Annotated in this window: 15 protein-coding genes; all 15 read left to right on the forward strand. The window is 29.4% G+C overall.

Translation table 11 applies throughout. From position 1 onward, the window contains the following. Positions 1–152: 152 nt before the first annotated feature. The 15 genes from MHM83_RS11770 (at position 153) to MHM83_RS11840 (ending at position 17,412) form a co-directional block, all read left to right on the forward strand. On the forward strand, positions 153–1,085 hold the full coding sequence (locus tag MHM83_RS11770; protein ID WP_239179970.1) for a Gfo/Idh/MocA family oxidoreductase: 933 nt from the start codon (positions 153–155) through the stop codon (positions 1,083–1,085). A 33-nt stretch (positions 1,086–1,118) separates the two neighbouring features. Next, positions 1,119–2,444: a UDP-glucose dehydrogenase family protein gene (locus MHM83_RS11775; protein WP_239179972.1), complete on the forward strand. Its 1,326-nt coding sequence runs from the start codon at positions 1,119–1,121 to the stop codon at positions 2,442–2,444. Next, positions 2,444–3,460 (forward strand): NAD-dependent epimerase, encoded by a 1,017-nt coding sequence (locus tag MHM83_RS11780; RefSeq protein ID WP_239179974.1) that lies wholly within the window; start codon positions 2,444–2,446, stop codon positions 3,458–3,460. Before MHM83_RS11775 ends, MHM83_RS11780 begins: the two co-directional genes overlap by 1 nt. Positions 3,461–3,554: 94 nt before the next feature. Then, complete coding sequence (locus MHM83_RS11785; RefSeq protein WP_239179976.1) at positions 3,555–5,909, forward strand: SLBB domain-containing protein; 2,355 nt, start codon at positions 3,555–3,557, stop codon at positions 5,907–5,909. A 12-nt stretch (positions 5,910–5,921) separates the two neighbouring features. Next, a complete protein-coding gene (locus tag MHM83_RS11790) occupies positions 5,922–7,205 on the forward strand; it encodes a nucleotide sugar dehydrogenase (protein WP_239179978.1) in 1,284 nt (427 codons plus the stop codon). A gap of 77 nt (positions 7,206–7,282) precedes the next feature. After that, complete coding sequence (locus MHM83_RS11795) at positions 7,283–8,281, forward strand: Wzz/FepE/Etk N-terminal domain-containing protein (protein WP_239179980.1); 999 nt, start codon at positions 7,283–7,285, stop codon at positions 8,279–8,281. Next, positions 8,256–9,443 carry a UDP-N-acetylglucosamine 4,6-dehydratase gene (locus MHM83_RS11800; protein ID WP_159616378.1) on the forward strand — a complete coding sequence of 396 codons (1,188 nt, stop codon included), beginning with the start codon at positions 8,256–8,258 and terminating at the stop codon, positions 9,441–9,443. The genes MHM83_RS11795 and MHM83_RS11800 overlap by 26 nt, the downstream gene beginning before the upstream one ends. Positions 9,444–9,445: 2 nt before the next feature. After that, positions 9,446–10,588 (forward strand): LegC family aminotransferase, encoded by a 1,143-nt coding sequence (locus tag MHM83_RS11805; RefSeq protein WP_159616380.1) that lies wholly within the window; start codon positions 9,446–9,448, stop codon positions 10,586–10,588. Between the two features lie 21 nt (positions 10,589–10,609). Beyond that, positions 10,610–11,179 (forward strand): phosphoribosylglycinamide formyltransferase, encoded by a 570-nt coding sequence (purN, locus tag MHM83_RS11810; RefSeq protein ID WP_159616382.1) that lies wholly within the window; start codon positions 10,610–10,612, stop codon positions 11,177–11,179. 8 nt (positions 11,180–11,187) lie between these two features. Then, positions 11,188–12,258, forward strand: a complete 1,071-nt coding sequence (locus MHM83_RS11815; RefSeq protein WP_239179982.1) for a GNAT family N-acetyltransferase — start codon at positions 11,188–11,190, stop codon at positions 12,256–12,258. Beyond that, positions 12,251–13,312, forward strand: a complete 1,062-nt coding sequence (locus MHM83_RS11820) for a nucleotidyltransferase family protein (RefSeq protein WP_239179984.1) — start codon at positions 12,251–12,253, stop codon at positions 13,310–13,312. The genes MHM83_RS11815 and MHM83_RS11820 overlap by 8 nt, the downstream gene beginning before the upstream one ends. After that, positions 13,279–14,475 (forward strand): glycosyltransferase, encoded by a 1,197-nt coding sequence (locus MHM83_RS11825; protein WP_239179986.1) that lies wholly within the window; start codon positions 13,279–13,281, stop codon positions 14,473–14,475. Before MHM83_RS11820 ends, MHM83_RS11825 begins: the two co-directional genes overlap by 34 nt. Then, entirely contained in the window at positions 14,459–14,989 is a 531-nt protein-coding gene (locus MHM83_RS11830; protein ID WP_239179988.1) for an acyltransferase, read from the forward strand. Before MHM83_RS11825 ends, MHM83_RS11830 begins: the two co-directional genes overlap by 17 nt. Further along, positions 14,979–16,175 (forward strand): hypothetical protein, encoded by a 1,197-nt coding sequence (locus MHM83_RS11835; protein ID WP_239179990.1) that lies wholly within the window; start codon positions 14,979–14,981, stop codon positions 16,173–16,175. The genes MHM83_RS11830 and MHM83_RS11835 overlap by 11 nt, the downstream gene beginning before the upstream one ends. Then, positions 16,162–17,412 carry an oligosaccharide flippase family protein gene (locus tag MHM83_RS11840; protein ID WP_239179992.1) on the forward strand — a complete coding sequence of 417 codons (1,251 nt, stop codon included), beginning with the start codon at positions 16,162–16,164 and terminating at the stop codon, positions 17,410–17,412. The genes MHM83_RS11835 and MHM83_RS11840 overlap by 14 nt, the downstream gene beginning before the upstream one ends. The last annotated feature ends 2 nt before the right edge of the window (positions 17,413–17,414 follow it).

Consider the following 17,414-nt stretch of genomic DNA (forward strand, 5'->3'; position numbering starts at 1 on the left):
TGATGGTTTCTACATATATAGATAAAGAGAATAGAACAGCATTGATACTGTTGATGAATACAAGTAAAACTGTAGGAAGAGTTTTGAAGAAAAAAATCAGTAGTTTATGATGTCAAAGAGAGATCTAAAAAAAAAGTAGATAAAAGTTTATAGTGAAGAATTTTGCACTCATTGGAGCAGCTGGTTACATAGCTCCACGACATTTAAAAGCCATCAAGGATACTAATAATCTGTTGATTGCTGCATTAGATAAAAATGATAGTGTAGGAATTATTGATAGTTATTTTCCACAAGCAGATTTTTTTGTAGAGTTTGAACGGTTTGATCGTCACGTAGAAAAACTGAAAAGACAGCAAAGTATTCAGTTAGATTATGTGAGTATATGTACCCCAAACTATTTACATGATTCTCATATACGTATGGCATTACGTAGAGGGGCAGATGCTATTTGTGAAAAACCCTTAGTGTTGAATCCATGGAACGTAGATGCTTTAGAAGCAATTGAAAAAGAAACGGGAAATAAAATAAATACAATACTTCAGTTACGATTACATCCTAGTATTATAGCACTGAAAAATAAAATTGAAATAGAGAAAAGGGAAGGAAAGTATGATATAGATTTAACTTATATAACCTCACGAGGAAATTGGTATGATATTTCTTGGAAAGGGGACGAAAGTAAATCAGGAGGGATTGCAACAAACATTGGAGTTCACTTTTTTGATATGCTTTCATGGATTTTTGGAAATATACAAGAAAATAAAGTACATCTCAGAGAAAAACACAAAGCTTCAGGTTATTTAGAATTTGAAAAAGCACGTGTGCGTTGGTTTTTATCAATTGATGAAACCACTTTGCCAAAGCAAGTTCGAGAAAAGGGGCAGCGCACATATCGATCTATAACTGTGAACGGAGAAGGAATTGAATTTAGTTCAGGTTTTACAGATCTTCATACTATAAGCTATCAAGAGATATTAAAAGGAAATGGGTTTGGGTTACAAGAAGCAAGACAATCAATTGAGATGGTCCATGATATCCGTAATTCTAAATTAATAAATACAGGAGAGAAGCATTATCTTTTGTAATATATATATATTTGTACAAAAAAATAAAAAGAAATGAAGCTGTCTGTCATAGGAACAGGATATGTAGGATTAGTATCGGGAACATGTTTCTCAGAGATGGGGAACAAGGTGATTTGTGTTGATATTGATCAAGAAAAAATAAATAAGCTTCATCAAGGAATTATTCCCATTTATGAACCAGGCTTAGAAAAAATGGTATTGAAAAATGTAGAAAAGGAGAATTTATTCTTTACTACTAAATTAGAAGAAGCGATTAATGAATCTGAAATAGTTTTTATAGCAGTTGGAACTCCAATGGGAGAAGACGGATCAGCAGATTTACAATATGTATTGGCTGTAGCTAAAGAGATAGGTCAGAAGATGAATAACAGATTGATTGTTGTGGATAAATCTACTGTACCTGTAGGAACAGCAGATAAAGTAAAAGCTACGATTCAAGCAGAATTAGATAAAAGAAACGCAACGCTTGAATTCGATGTAGTGTCTAATCCTGAGTTTTTAAAAGAGGGGGATGCTATCAATGATTTTATGAAACCTGATAGAGTGGTAATAGGAGCAGAATCTGATTATGCTTTTGATAAAATGCGTCAACTGTATACACCTTTTACTATGTCGCATGAACGTTTTATTGCTATGGATGTTCGCTCAGCAGAAATGACAAAATATGCAGCAAATGCAATGTTGGCAACAAAGATATCCTTCATGAATGAAATGGCAAATATCTGTGAGCGAGTTGGAGCTGACGTAAATAATGTTCGAGCAGGAATTGGTTCAGACTCAAGAATTGGTTATAGTTTTATTTACCCTGGTGCAGGATATGGAGGTTCTTGCTTTCCAAAAGATGTAAAGGCTTTAAAGAAAATAGCTGAAGAAAATGGATATGAAGCAAAACTGATTACGTCAGTAGAGGAAGTAAACAATCGTCAGAAATTTGTGATAGCTGATAAAATCATCAATAAATTTGGAGAAGATTTATCAGGAAAAACTTTTGGTCTCTGGGGGTTGGCATTTAAGCCAGGAACGGATGATATGCGTGAAGCACCAGCAATTTATGTGGTAAAAGAACTAGTAAAGAGAGGGGCTAAAGTACAAGCATATGATCCTAAGGCCATGGAAGAGGCACAGCACTTTTATTTAAAAGATGTAGAGAATATTGACTATAAAAATGCAAAGTACGAGGTGCTAGATAATGCAGATGCGTTGATTTTATTGACAGAATGGAAAGAGTTCCGTTCACCAGATTTCTCTGAGATTGAAAAACAACTGAAAGCTCCAGTTATTTTTGATGGAAGAAATCAATATACTACCTATGGATTGGAAGAAAAAGGATTTGAATATTATCAAATAGGGAAAAACTAATGAAAATTTTAGTTACAGGAGCAGCAGGCTTTATTGGATTTCATCTAAGTCAAAAACTATTAGAGTTAGGGCACACAGTTGTAGGAATAGATAATATCAACGATTATTATGATGTCAATTTAAAGTATGCTCGATTAAAAGAGTTAGGAGTTGAAAGAAAAAGCGCTGAGGTATACTACAAAGAAATAACTAGTAGTACTAGTGAAAAATTTAAGTTTATCAGACTAAACTTAGAAGATAAAAAAGAATTATTTCAGTTATTTACTACAGAAAGCTTTGATGTTGTATGTAATTTAGCAGCACAAGCAGGTGTTCGCTATAGTATTGAAAACCCTAATGCATATATTCAAAGTAACATTGTTGGTTTCTTAAATATTTTAGAATCTTGTAGGCATCATGAGATTAAACATTTAGTGTATGCAAGTAGTTCAAGTGTTTATGGAATGAATAAAAAGGTACCTTTTTCAGAAGAAGATATAGTCGATAACCCTGTGAGTTTGTATGCTGCAACAAAAAAGAGTAACGAATTGATGGCACATACCTACAGTCATTTATATAAAATACCAACAACAGGATTACGTTTTTTTACGGTATACGGGCCTTGGGGAAGACCTGATATGGCACCGATACTATTTGCCGATGCCATTTCAAATGATCGACCAATTAAAGTGTTCAACAATGGTGATATGGAGCGTGATTTTACCTATGTAGATGATATAGTAGAAGGAGTGAAAAGAGTAATAGAGAAGCCTGTTGAAGAAAGAGACTTGTATAAAGTTTATAACATAGGAAATAATGATTCAGTAAAATTGTTAGAATTTATTACTCAGATTGAAACGAGTATAGGAAAAGAAGCTGTTAAAGAAATGTTACCTATGCAAATGGGGGATGTGAAAAAAACTTGGGCAAATGTTGATGGATTAATTAAAGATTATAATTACAGTCCTAATACAAGTTTAAGTAAAGGAATAAAAGAGTTTATTAATTGGTTTAAAGTTTTTTACATTGGAAGTTAAAATGTTATTTAAGAGAATTCTGCTACAAATATTTCTAGCTACTTTTTTGGTGTTAGCTAGTGCTGAGGGACAAGCCCAAAATATTCAGAATCAAATGAGTCAAATAGAAGTTGATGATTTATCTGATGAACAAGTAGCTAAGTACTGGGAAAAAATAAAAGAAGAAGGATATACTCTAGATCAGGCTTTAGCAATAGCAAAAACAAGAGGAATGTCCGAATTACAAGCTCAAAAGCTTAGAGCAAGAATAGAGACGCTTAAAAGTAAACCATTAAATAAAAAAGAGGAAAATGAAGAAGAACTACAAGAAGAAGTAGATAGTACTCAACTTCTTTTTGGGTTAACAGGAGAAGAAGAAAAAAAGGAAGAAAAAAAAGAAGAACTCTTCGGATATGACTTTTTTAATAATCCAAATATTTCGTTTACACCAAATTTAAATATAGCTACACCAGAGAATTATATAATAGGAGCGGGAGATGTAGTTTCAATTGATCTTTGGGGTGCTGCAGAGGTAAATTATGAGAAAAAAGTAAACAAACAAGGAGCAATAAATGTAGAAGGTGTTGGTTATATTCAATTAATAGGATTACCAGTTAGTGCTGCAAAATCTAAAATAAAAAATTACCTAAAAAGAATCTATGCAGGAATAGGAGCTTCTTCAAGTAGTTATAATAAAGTAAATATAGCTGTTTCTATAAAAGAAGTAAGAAATGTTCAAGTGAATATCGTAGGAGAAGTGAAGGTCCCAGGGTCATATTCAATTAGTGCTTTATCCACAGTATTAAATGCTTTATATGCAGCAGGAGGGCCAACAAAGAATGGTACTTTCAGAAGGATCCAGCTTTTTAGGAGAGGAGTGAAGGAAGCTGATTTTGATTTTTATCAGTTTTTAGTAAATGGTTCAGAAGAAGGAAACATAACGGTTCAAGATCAGGATGTTATAATAGTAAAACCTTATGAAAGTAAAATTACTATTGAAGGAGCCGTTAAAAGACCAGGTGTTTTTGAGATGAAAACTGAAGAAAGTGTAAAAGACTTATTAAATTATTGTAGTGGTTTCACCTCAAATGCATATAGACAAAAAGTTGTTATAGAGAGAATTAAAGGGGTTCAAAAAGAGATTGTAGAGGTTTCAAAAGATAATTTTGATTTAGTTAAAATAAAAGACGGAGATTATATCAAAGTAAATGAAATAGTAGACGAGTTTTTGAATAGAGTTAGTATTGGTGGGGCTGTTTTTCAGCCTGGTAACTACGAATATAAAGAAGGAATGACTGCTTCTAACTTGTTACTAAAAGCTGAAGGGGTAACCAAAGAAGCCTTTTTAGATAGAGGTATTATTGTAAGAACACATGATAAGAGTGATAAGGAAACGCTATCTTTCTCTCCAAGAAAGGCAATGGAAAATAAAGAACATATACTCTTAAAAGAAAGTGATAGTATTTACATTTTCACGAAAGAAGAATTGAAAGAAAAAGAGTTCATCACAATTAACGGAGCAGTGAATAAAGAAGGGGAATTTGATTACATGAAAGGAATGCGTGTTGAGGATTTAATAGTATTAGCGGGAGGATTGAAAGATGGAGCGGATGCAAGCATGATTGATGTATCTAGAAGACTGAAAGATGGAAGTTTTGAAACGGTTAGTGAAAATTTTGATTTAAGTGCAAGTAAAAATCTAGGTACTGATCATTTAGATAATTTTGTACTAAAACCGTTTGATATTGTTTCTGTAAGATATTTAAAAGGATATACTGAACAAAAAAGAGTAACTATTACTGGAGAAGTTAATTTTGAAGGAGAATACTCAATTGGCCAAAAAAATCAAAGAATTTCTGATTTAATAGAACAAGCTGGAGGTTTAACAAAATATGCTTATGAAGAAGGAGCCTTTTTAACTAGAAAGAACAATGAAGAGGAAGATGAAAAACAGTCAGTTTTTATAGCTGATTTTGCACAAAGAGATTCGTTAGCTAGCAATGTTGAAGAACGTATACAGAAGAAAAAAGATTTTAAAATAGGAATAGAGTTACAAAAAATATTAGCTTCAGGAGGAAAAAAGTCAAAATATGATATAATTTTAGAAGAAGGAGATGAGTTATTTATTCCTTCTGAAAGACAAACCGTAAAGGTTGAAGGAGAGGTATTGTCACCATCATTGGTAAGATATGAAAAAGGGAAATCATTTAAACATTATATTGAAAACTCTGGAGGTTTTTCAGAAAGTGCAAAAAAGAGCAGAGCATATATAGTGTATGCAAATGGAGATATTAGAACAACAAAAAAGTTTTTGTTCTTTAAATCATATCCAGATGTAAAACCAGGCGCAGTTATTTTAGTCCCTAAAAAGCCTGAGGTAACAAATAAAGTTACAACCCAACAAGTAATAGCTATAACTACAGGGTTGGCAACCTTAGGAGTTTTGGTAAAAACGTTGACAGAGAAATAAAAAATAAAAAATATGAAGCAAATAATAGGGATAATCGGTTTAGGATATGTAGGGTTACCACTAGCCAGACTTTTTGCTACTAAATATAAAGTAGTAGGTTTTGATATAAATACGATTAGAGTTGATGAATTAAAGAGAGGAATTGATAAAACTCTTGAAGTTAGTGAAGAAGAATTAAAGAGTGTAATTACTTCTGACTTATCAGAAGATAAAGGATTGTTTTGTAGTTATGATTCAAAAGATCTTTTAGATTGTAATTATTATATAGTAACTGTTCCAACCCCAATTGATAAAAATAACAGGCCTGTTTTAAAACCATTACTAAAAGCAAGTAAATTAGTAGGTAATGTTTTAAAAGAAGGAGATGTAGTTATTTATGAATCCACTGTGTATCCTGGGGTTACAGAAGATGAATGTGTACCTGTTTTGGAAAAGTATTCAGGTTTAAAATACAATGAAAAATTTTATGTAGGTTATTCCCCTGAAAGAATTAATCCTGGAGATAAAGTTCATACTTTAGAAAAAATTTTGAAAATAACTTCAGGATCTACAAAAGAAACAGCTAATAAAGTTGATAAATTATATAAGTCTATTATCGAAGCAGGGACACACTTAGCACCTTCAATTAAGGTAGCTGAAGCAGCAAAAGTTATCGAAAACTCACAAAGAGATATCAATATAGCTTTTGTAAATGAATTAGCTAAAATTTTTAGTCTGATGAAAATAGATACACATGAAGTTTTAGAAGCTGCAGGGACTAAATGGAACTTTTTGCCATTCAAACCAGGACTCGTAGGAGGACATTGTATAGGAGTAGACCCGTATTATTTAGCTCAAAAAGCAGAAGAGTTTGGGTATCATCCAAGTATCATTTTGTCTGGTAGAAGAATGAATGATGGTATGGGGGAATATGTTGCTTCCCAGGTTGTTAAGTTGATGATAGGTAATGGGATTATCATAAAAAACTCTGATGTTTTAATTTTAGGCTTTACTTTTAAAGAAAATTGTCCTGATGTCCGAAATACTAAGGTTATAGATGTAGTTAAAAGTTTAAAAGAGTTTGGTGTTAATGTTACTATCGTTGATCCTTGGGCAAATGAGATAGAAGTAGAAAGAGAATATGAGTTAAAGACTTACCAAAAAGAGCCCAAGAATCAAAAATATGATGCAGTAGTTTTAGCTGTTTCGCATAACGAATTTAAAGAAATTAACCTTGATAAGTTATGTACTCCTAATGCTGTTGTATATGATGTAAAAGGAGTGTTGCCTAAGGGTTTGGTTGATAGAAGATTATAATAGTATTTTGTGTTTTTAAAAAAGAATAATCAATAGTGTTTTAGTAATAGAATTTTTTTAGTAAAAAAAGTTAATCAATGGGCGATATATTGTTTTTTGTAAATCTTTTAAAGAAAGAAAAGAAAATATTATTTCTTGTTTTAATATTATGTTTAGGTTTTGGTATTGGATATTTATTGTTCGTACCAAATAAATATATTGCAAAAACAACTTTCATAACGCAATCATCCAAGAGCACAGGTGCTTCGGGTTTGGGGAATTTAGCCGCAATTGCAGGAGTTCAATTAGGAACTTCAGGAGATGCAGAACTGATAAGTCCCAATTTGTATAAAGAAATAATACATAGTAATAAATTTCTTCATAAGTTAATTAATATAAAATTTATAGACCCAGTTGACGGTAAGAAAAAGAAATTAAAAAAAATATATATAATAAATATTAAAGACACGGTTGATTCGGCAACCGTTGATGACGATATCAAGATTTTTAAAATATCAAATACGGACTATTCTTTATTTAAAATATTAAGGAGACAAATAAATATTAATTACATAGAGGAAGAAAATAAATTTCTATTTTCAGTAGAAAATGAAAACCCTATACTCGCTGCTAATTTATTAGCAGTGAGTAAAAGTATATTACAAGAGACCATAATCCAGTATAAATTAGATAAAGCAAAGCAGAATCTAGTTTACATAAAGAAAAATTTTGAAGAGAAGAAAAAAGAATTTTTAAGTATACAAAGAAATTTAGCCTATTTTCAGGATAATAATAGAGGTCTTATAACAAAGTCATCACAAGCTAAATTAACAAAGCTTAAGTCAGAATATGATTTAGCTTTTACATTGTATAGTGAATTAGCAAAAAAAGTACAGTTACAAGAACTTAAGATAAAAGAGGACATGCCTGTTTTTATAACCATCAAAGAGGTAAGTATACCTAATGAAAAATCATCTCCTATTTATAGAAATGTACTAGCCATATCATTACTGCTAGGGTTATTATTGGGTATAATAGTTATAATGTTCAATAATCTAAAAATAATAATGAATGAATCACCTAGACTTAATAAATAGAACACAAAAATTGTTTGATAAAGATATAAATGAAAATGAAAAGAAGTTATCGAAAATAGTATCTTCCTCGAAATTTTTAGTTTTAGGAGGGGCTGGAACTATTGGTCAAGCTGTAGCAAAAGAAATATTTAAAAGAAACCCACTTAAATTACATGTAGTAGATATAAGTGAAAACAATTTAGTAGAATTAGTACGTGACTTAAGAAGTTCTTTAGGATACATTTCAGGAGAGTTTAAAACATTTGCTTTAGATATTGGTTCTATTGAGTATGATGCCTTTATAGAATGTGACGGAGTGTATGATTATGTACTTAACTTATCTGCTTTAAAACACGTTCGAAGTGAAAAAGATCCGTTTACATTGATGAGAATGATTAATGTAAATATATTAAACACTATAAAAACAATTGATCAATCTATTATTAGTGGAGTTAAAAAATATTTTTGTGTTTCAACAGACAAAGCAGCTAACCCAGTAAACATGATGGGAGGTTCCAAAAGAATAATGGAAATGTTTCTAATGCAAAAAAGCAAGCAGATAGAGATTTCAACAGCAAGATTTGCTAATGTTGCATTTTCAGATGGATCCTTATTGCATGGTTTTGATCAAAGATTAAAAAAAGAGCAACCGTTAGCTGCACCATCAGATGTAAAACGTTACTTTGTAACTCCCCAAGAATCAGGTGAATTGTGTTTAATGTCCTGTATTTTTGGAAGTAATAGAGATATTTATTTTCCTAAATTAGATCAAGGGCTTCATTTAATCACATTTTCAGAGATAGCAATAAAATACCTTGAAAGTAAAGGATATAAACCTTTTCTTGTCGATAATGAAGAGGAAGCTAGAGAAAAGGTAAAAGAGCTTATAAAGGATAGGAAATGGCCTTGTTTATTTTCGAAAAGTAATACTACAGGAGAAAAAAGTTTTGAAGAGTTCTTTACAGAAAAAGAAGAATTAGATTTAGAAAAACATTACAATTTGGGAATTGTAAAAAACAATGCGATTTTTAATGAGTCTAAGTTATTAAATTTTTTAAATGTTGTTCAAGCATGGAGAGAAAATAGGAATTGGACAAAAGAAGAGGTAGTAGCATTGTTTCATGAAATGATACCTAATTTCGGTCATGTTGAATCCCATAAATATTTAGATAGCAAAATGTAATTATGATAAACGAAACAATAAAGTTTATAAGAAGTACTTTTAATAGTAAAGACTTTATTCCATTGCACGTTCCAATATTTAGGGGTAATGAGAAAAAATTTATAGAGGACTGTATTGACTCTACGTACGTGTCAAGTGTTGGAGAATATGTTAATCTCTTTGAAAGTACACTTAGTAAGGTTACAAAGACTAAAAAAACTGTAGCTGTTGTTAATGGAACAGCTGCTTTACAAATAGGGTTAAGACTAATAGGGGTTAAAAAAGGAGATGAGGTTATAACTCAAGCTTTAACATTTGTAGCAACAGCTAATGCAATTGCGTATAATAATGCAACTCCCATATTTTTAGATGTAGATAAAGATACTATGGGATTGTCACCACAAGCTGTAAGAGATTTTTTAGAGGAGTATGGAGACTTAAGAGAGGATGGTTGTTATAATAAAAAAACAGGGAAAAAAATATCAGCATGCATGCCAATGCATACCTTTGGTTTTCCTGTTCATTTAGATGAACTTATAGCAGTTTGTAAAGAATGGAATATTCCTATTATAGAAGATGCAGCAGAGTCCTTAGGAAGTGAATATAAAGGGAGACCGACGGGGAGTTTTGGCAAAGTTGGAGCAATATCATTTAATGGTAATAAGATAATTACCAGTGGAGGAGGGGGTGCTGTTATTACAAATGATTTATTATTGGGTGAAAGAGCAAAATTTCTTACAACTACAGCTAAAGAACCTCATAAGTATGAGTATGTACATAACGAATTAGGGTATAATTTTAGAATGCCTAATTTAAATGCAGCTTTAGTATGTGCACAATTAGAGAACCTAGATGATTTCATAGATGAAAAAAGAAAGTTAGCAGAGAGTTATGATATGTTTTTTACTAAGAAAGGGGTTAAGTTTAGAAAAGAGCCTGCTAAAACTAGAGCTAATTATTGGTTAATGAGTATTGAATTAAATAATAAACAAGAAAGGGATTTATTTTTAAACTCCACAAATGAAGCAGGAGTTATGACAAGACCAATTTGGCAATTAATGTTTAGGTTGCCTATGTATAAAAATTGTCAGAAAGATAGTCAAAAAAATGCTTTGTTTTTAGAAGAAAGAATAGTTAACATACCAAGCAGTGCAAGGAACAAATAAAACCATTCAAAACTGAAGATTATGAAAGAAGATAAAAAAAAGTTTGCTGTGTTAATATCTGGATTTGGTAGAGGAGCAATACAGCTGATTTTGGACTCTAAACTAGGTTTCGTTAAAAATGAATTTAAGCTAATAATAAGTTCTAAAGAAGGTTCTAAAGCATTAGAGGTCGCAGAGCAAAATAAGATTAACCATCGATTAATTAAATTTAAAGATTATCATAATAAGCAAGAGTTCGAAAATGAAATATTATCGGTGTTGGATTATTTTGGCATAGATTTTATTTTTCTAGCTGGATGGAATTATATTCTAACAAAAGATTTTTTACAAAAATATAATAAACCAATATTAAATATACATCCTTCATTATTGCCAAGTTTTAAAGGGGCAAAAGCTATAACTAAAGCTTTAGAAGCTAAAGTGGAAGTAACAGGAGTCACTACCCATTTTGTAAATGAAAACATTGATGAAGGTGAGATAATTGAGCAAAGAGCCATAAAAATAGAAGAAAAAGATACCTTTGAAGATTTAGATTTCAAAATATTTAAAGCAGGTTCAGAATTAACTGTAAGTACAATTAACAAAATGTGATCTCTAAGATGGAAAGTTTTAAAGTATTGAGTAGTCTAGAAAAAAAGGAGTGGAAAGAGGTAATTAGAAGGTTGGGAAATGATACTTATTATCAATACGAATATTATAAATTATATGAAGATTATGGAGATGGTGAAATGTTTTGTTTCGTTTATGAAAATAAAGATAATTTTATAGCATATCCTTTTTTGAAAAATAAAATTACCCTTTTGGAACAAGAAGGGAGTTATTATGATATTGAAGGTGCATATGGTTATAATGGTTTATTAACTACAACTAATGAAACTAAAGTTATAAATAGTTTCTATGATATGTTCACAAAGTATTGTGAAAAAGAAAATATAATAGCAGAGTTTACTAGGTTTAACCCTTTATTAAATAATCATAAATTATCCAAAAATTATTTAGATATACTATTTGACCGTAAAACAGTTTGTATTGAAGTAGAGAATCATGACTATGATTTTTTTTATCAAAACTTTTCCAACTCTTGTAAAAGAGCAATAAAAAAAGCAAAAAAAGAGGGAGTTACTGGGAAAGTAATAGAAAAGCCAACGAAAGAAGACTTGTTACTTTTTTTTGATATTTATACAGAAAACATGAAAAGGGTGAATGCCTCAACTTATTTAATGTTTAATAAGCAGTATTTCTTGAGTATGGATAAAATAGAAGATGTAGTAATTTATTATGCAATTATTAAAGAGAAAGTGATAGGAGCCTTTTTATGCTTTATAAATAAGGAACATGCACATTATCATTTAGGAGCATCAAGAACAGAGTTCCTTAATTTCAGACCTAATAATTTCTTATATAACGAATTTATAAAGTCGGCAATAAATAGAAAAGTTTCTAAAATCCATTTTGGCGGAGGGAGAACTATTTCGGAAGATGATAGTTTACTAAAGTTTAAATTAATGTATTCAAAAAAGACAAAAGACTTTTTTATAGGAAAAAAAATACACAACGAATCTATTTATAAGAAGGTCATACAAATTTGGGAAAAAAAATATGAAGAGTTAATAGGAACGTCGAATAACTTATTAAGATATAAAATCACAGTAAATAATAAAAATGGATAATTTATCTAAAATAAAAAAAATTTCAATAAAGGATAGTGCTACAATTTTAGAGGCATTGAAATTAATGGATTCAGCTGAAAAAAAAATGCTGTTAGTCTTTCAGCAGGATGTTTTTACTGGAGTGTTGAGTATAGGAGATATACAAAGAGCAATTTTAAAAGGAGAAGAATTTAGTGTTAGAATAGAAAATATCTTAAGAAAGAAAATAACATTAGGAAAAACTTCAAATACAATATCTGATATAAAAAAAGAAATGTTAGATAAGAAAATAGAATGTATGCCTGTTGTTAATGAAAAAGGAGAACTAGTAAATGTTCATTTTTGGGAAGACTTTTTTAGTAAAGAAGTTAAGAGAAATAAAGAAAGTCTTAACTGCCCTGTCGTTATTATGGCAGGAGGAAAAGGAACTAGATTAAAACCTATAACAAATATAATTCCAAAACCTTTAATACCAATAGGGAACAAAACAATAATAGAGGAAATAATGGATTGTTTTGTAGGCATAGGTTGCCAAGATTATTATTTGTCTGTAAATTATAAAGTAGAAACAATTAAGCATTATTTCGACCAATTAAAGAACCCTAATTATAATATTAATTATTTTCAAGAACCAAAACCTCTTGGAACTGCTGGCTCGATGTACCTCTTAAAAGGTAAAATAAAAAAGACTTTTTTTGTGTCTAACTGCGATATTCTAATTAATCAAGATTTAGAAGATATTTACAATTACCATAAAAAAAATAATAATGCCATAACGATGGTTTCTGCACTAAAACATTTTAAAATTCCTTATGGTACTATTAAAACAGGTAAGAAGGGAATGTTTAAAGAAATGACCGAAAAGCCAGAGTTAACTTATCAAATAAACACTGGTGTATATATATTAGAACCATTTGTTTTAGATTTTATACCAGAGAACACATTTTATCATATTACAGATTTAATTGAAAATATTCATGAAAGAGGTCATAATGTAGGAGTTTTTCCAATAAGTGAAGGATCTTGGAAAGATATTGGACAATGGGACGAGTATTTAAAAATGATAGGAAAATGAGACTCCTAATAGTAGGAAATAGAAAACACCAATTAATAAGAGGTTTAATTTCAGAAATAAAACAATACTATAAATTAAATAATAAAAATATTATAATCGATGTTTTGTCTCAAGAAATAGAAGATGTAAAAAAGTCAGATGAAATATTTGATAATGTTTATACTTTGAGACTACCAAAAATCTTAGGAAAATTCAGAACTCTCAGAGGGCTTTTTAAACAGTTATTATTTAGATATAGAGTTAAAAGTTTGCTAAGTAATTATGATATAATCCATGTCCATTACATGGAGGATATAATTTTGAGGGATGTAGATTGTTTTCTTAAAAATATAGAAGGTAAATTAGTTGTTTCTGTTTGGGGAAGTGACTTTTTAAGAGCTACAAAAGAAAAGAAAGAAAAGATATTAAAATTATTAAATCAAGCAAAATTTATAACTATATCTAACTCAAAAATAGAAAAAAGTCTTAGAAACTATTATAAAGAAAGTTTATTAAATGATAATATTACTACAAATTATTTTATAATAGAACCGCTATATGTTTTAAATGAAATAAAAAAAAAATACACAAAAGAAGAGAGTAGTAAACATCTAAGTTTAGATAATAATAGAATTATAGTAACGATAGGCTATAATGCTAGTATAATGCAACAGCATTTAAAAATTTTAAAAGTTTTAGAGCAGGAAGATAAGTTGAAATATCATAGGAATAAAATTAAAATAGTATTTCCTGTAACATACCCAAAGAATGAACCCTACATAAAAAAAATAAAAGAAAAAGCAAAAAAGTCTTGTTATAAAATAGAGTTTTTAGAGAGGTTTATGACAAACGAAGAAGTTGCCCATCTAAGAAATGCAACAGATATTATGGTGCAGCTACAAACTACAGACATGCTTTCTGCATCTATGCTTGAACATCTTTATGCAGGAAATAAAGTAATAACAGGAAATTGGTTACCCTATGATGAATTGAGAGATATGGGGTTAGTTTTTGACAGTGTAGATAGTATAGAAAACCTACCTTTAACACTATTAAATGCGATAAACAAGATCAATTTAGATAATAATAACAATGAAGAAATAATAAATGTTTTTTTTAAGAAAGATTTATTAGTGAAAAAGTGGACTAAATTATATAATATAAAGAATGAAAAAGGTAATTAAAAAGTTTTTTAATTTTTTTTTAAACAAGAAGAAAACAAAATTTAAAAGAGGTAAAAGGTTTTATAGTAATTCGTTAGTTGATACATTAGTTCCTGAATTCGTGGAAGTTGGAAATAATTTTATCTCAGCTCCTGGTTCAATAATTTTAGCTCATGATTCTAGTACCTTCCTTTTCACAAAGAAATATAGAATAGAAAAAACGATAATAGGTGAAAATGTTTTTCTAGGGGCTAATAGTGTAGTTATGCCAGGTGTTACTATAGGTAATAATGTTATTGTTGGTGCAGGTTCTATTGTCACAAAGGATGTAAATGATAATGCTGTAGTAGCTGGTAATCCAGCAAAGTTTATGTGTACTATAGAAGATTATTGTACAAAATGCGAAAACAAGAATGTTTTATATGATGTAACAGAAGATATGTTAATAGCTTATGAAAAAGGAGAAAGGTTTAATGAAAAAATTTTAGAGGGGTTTAGGAAGTTAGTTAATTTAAAGGCTAAAAATGAAGTTTAATAAGGTATTAAATATAATAGGTGAAATTGATGTTTGTTGTGAGTTTGAAAATATTTTTTCAAAAAATGAAGGGTTTTTAGTAACTAATGTAATATCAGAAGAATACTTTTTTGAAATGACAGGGGAATCCATGTATTATGCGTTAAAAGAGTATGAGGTTGATTCGGGTATTAATCAGAAAGAAAAGAAAAGAAAGATAGTTAAAGCCATAATAAAAAGAAAAGAATATTGTGGGGGCATTTTGTATCATAATTCCTTTAAAGGAGGAAAAGATACACAATTAAGATCAACAAGTGCTGCCATAAGAACATTACTAGCAGGACAGAAAGATGGGATTTGTTTTAAAAAAGACCTAGAAGAGGTTGTTAACCATCATTTCTCATACTTTTTTAAATGGGGAAATGGAATATGGTTTTGTCACGATACTTCAGAAAAAGAAGGAAAAACTCCAATTAGTCATATAAAGACTAAATATTGGAGAAAAGAAAAAAGAAATACATTAACATTAAATACACATATAGACTCATTAACAACATTATTATTGTTACTCAGAGATGATAGCACCTATATAGATAATGTGCAATACATAAATAAAGCAAAGAAGGCAATAATATCTATTAATAAGATATTTGAAACAATTAATAGAAAAAGTAAAGTAAATCTTTTTTTACAAAATGTAGATAATTACCTATTTGAACATTATCTACGAAAAGTTGAGAATAAAAATATTTTTTATTTGATGTACCAAAAAATAATTCACCCGTTATTTTTCAAAGTTGTTTCTCCAACACTATTCTTTAAAAATGGATATATAGGAAGAGACCTCGCTATACCTGATATTCATATAGATTATTTATTGGTTAATATAGCAGATTTTTTAAGATTGCTAGTGGTGTATGATTCATTGTCAGAAAAAAAGAAAGAGAAAATAAATGTAGACCTTAACAAAGAAAAGTTATTAAAAGTGGTAAATAAAGCCATAGATTTAATACACAAAAGCACTAATTTTCAAAACTATATCAATAAACATGATGTGCAAAAAGCATGGTATGCAGAGGTTTTATATTTGTCTAGCTTTTATAATAATAAATACTTAGAACAGCTAAAGGCCATTAAGGAAAGTAGTTTATACAATTTAGAAACAACGGTATTTGCTGAATCAATAAATAAGAATGGCAGGTTTTAAAACATTTATAAATGGTTTTGTTAAGAGAGGAGGACTAATAGTATTTCTTTCAACTTTTTTAGGTAAGTTTATGACTGCTTTTTTATCTATTGCTGTTGTTAGAATTGTATCAAAAGAGGAATATGCAGATATAGCTTATGTGTTATCTTTTTATGCCATATTAATTATATTTTCAGGTTTGGGAGGTAATTACTCATTGTTGAGATTTGGGGCTATAACTAAATCAATTTCAAAAAGAAAAGAATATTATAACTATACTTTAAAACAAGGAAGTAAATATGCATTATGTTTAGTGTTAGTAACAATATTTTTTGTTATAATTTTGCCTTATTTCACTTTCAAAATAAAAATACTTTTAATATTAATGTCATTTGGCCTAATGACTTTCTACTGGTTGGATGTATTGAAAAGTTACTTCCGTATTATTAATATTAATAAAATGTTTGCTAAACTGAATGTTTATTTTAGCATTGTGTCTTTTGTGTTAACGGTTTCCTTAGTTTACTTTTTTTATTCATATGGTTATATTTTAGCATTAACATTAGCTCCTTTGATTGTTTTCTTATTATTTCATAATCAAGTAAAAGCAGTTTCAAAAAGAATAGAAATTAACAAGAAAGAATTTTGGGGATATGGATTACATACAAGTGTTAGTGGTTTTGCTAATCAAATTATATTTTCAATAGCACCTATTTTAATAGGTTTTCTGTCTTCGGATACTACAGAAATAGCAACATTTAAGGTAGCGACTATAATACCTTTTAACTTATTGACACTACCTGGTATTTTAATGCAGTCAGATTTTACAATGTTAGCTAGAAATTATAACTCAAAAAAAGTATTGAAAGACTACTATATTAATTACTTGAAAATAATACTACCACTAGCTTTAGTATGTTTTTCTGTGTCTATTTTTTTTGCTAAAGATATTATTGTTTTTCTTTTTGGTAAAGAATATGAAGATGCAATACCCATGTATAAAATATTCATGGTAGCTACTTTTTTTACTTATCTGTTAAGGAATCCTACAGGAAATATATTATTAGCTATTGGTAAAGCTAAATGGAACGGATATAATACATATGTGTTCTGTATACTTTATGTTTTATTGTCGATAGTTTTATACCCTATTTATAATGTTTACTCTTTAGTATATGCCTTAGCATTTGTTTTTGTTGTATCAGGGGTAGTCTCTCTAATCTTGTTTTTGTTTTATTGCAAACAGTTAGATAAATAAAT

The organism is Tenacibaculum sp. Mcav3-52, from assembly GCF_022347665.1.
GTDB lineage: Bacteria > Bacteroidota > Bacteroidia > Flavobacteriales > Flavobacteriaceae > Polaribacter > Polaribacter mesophilus.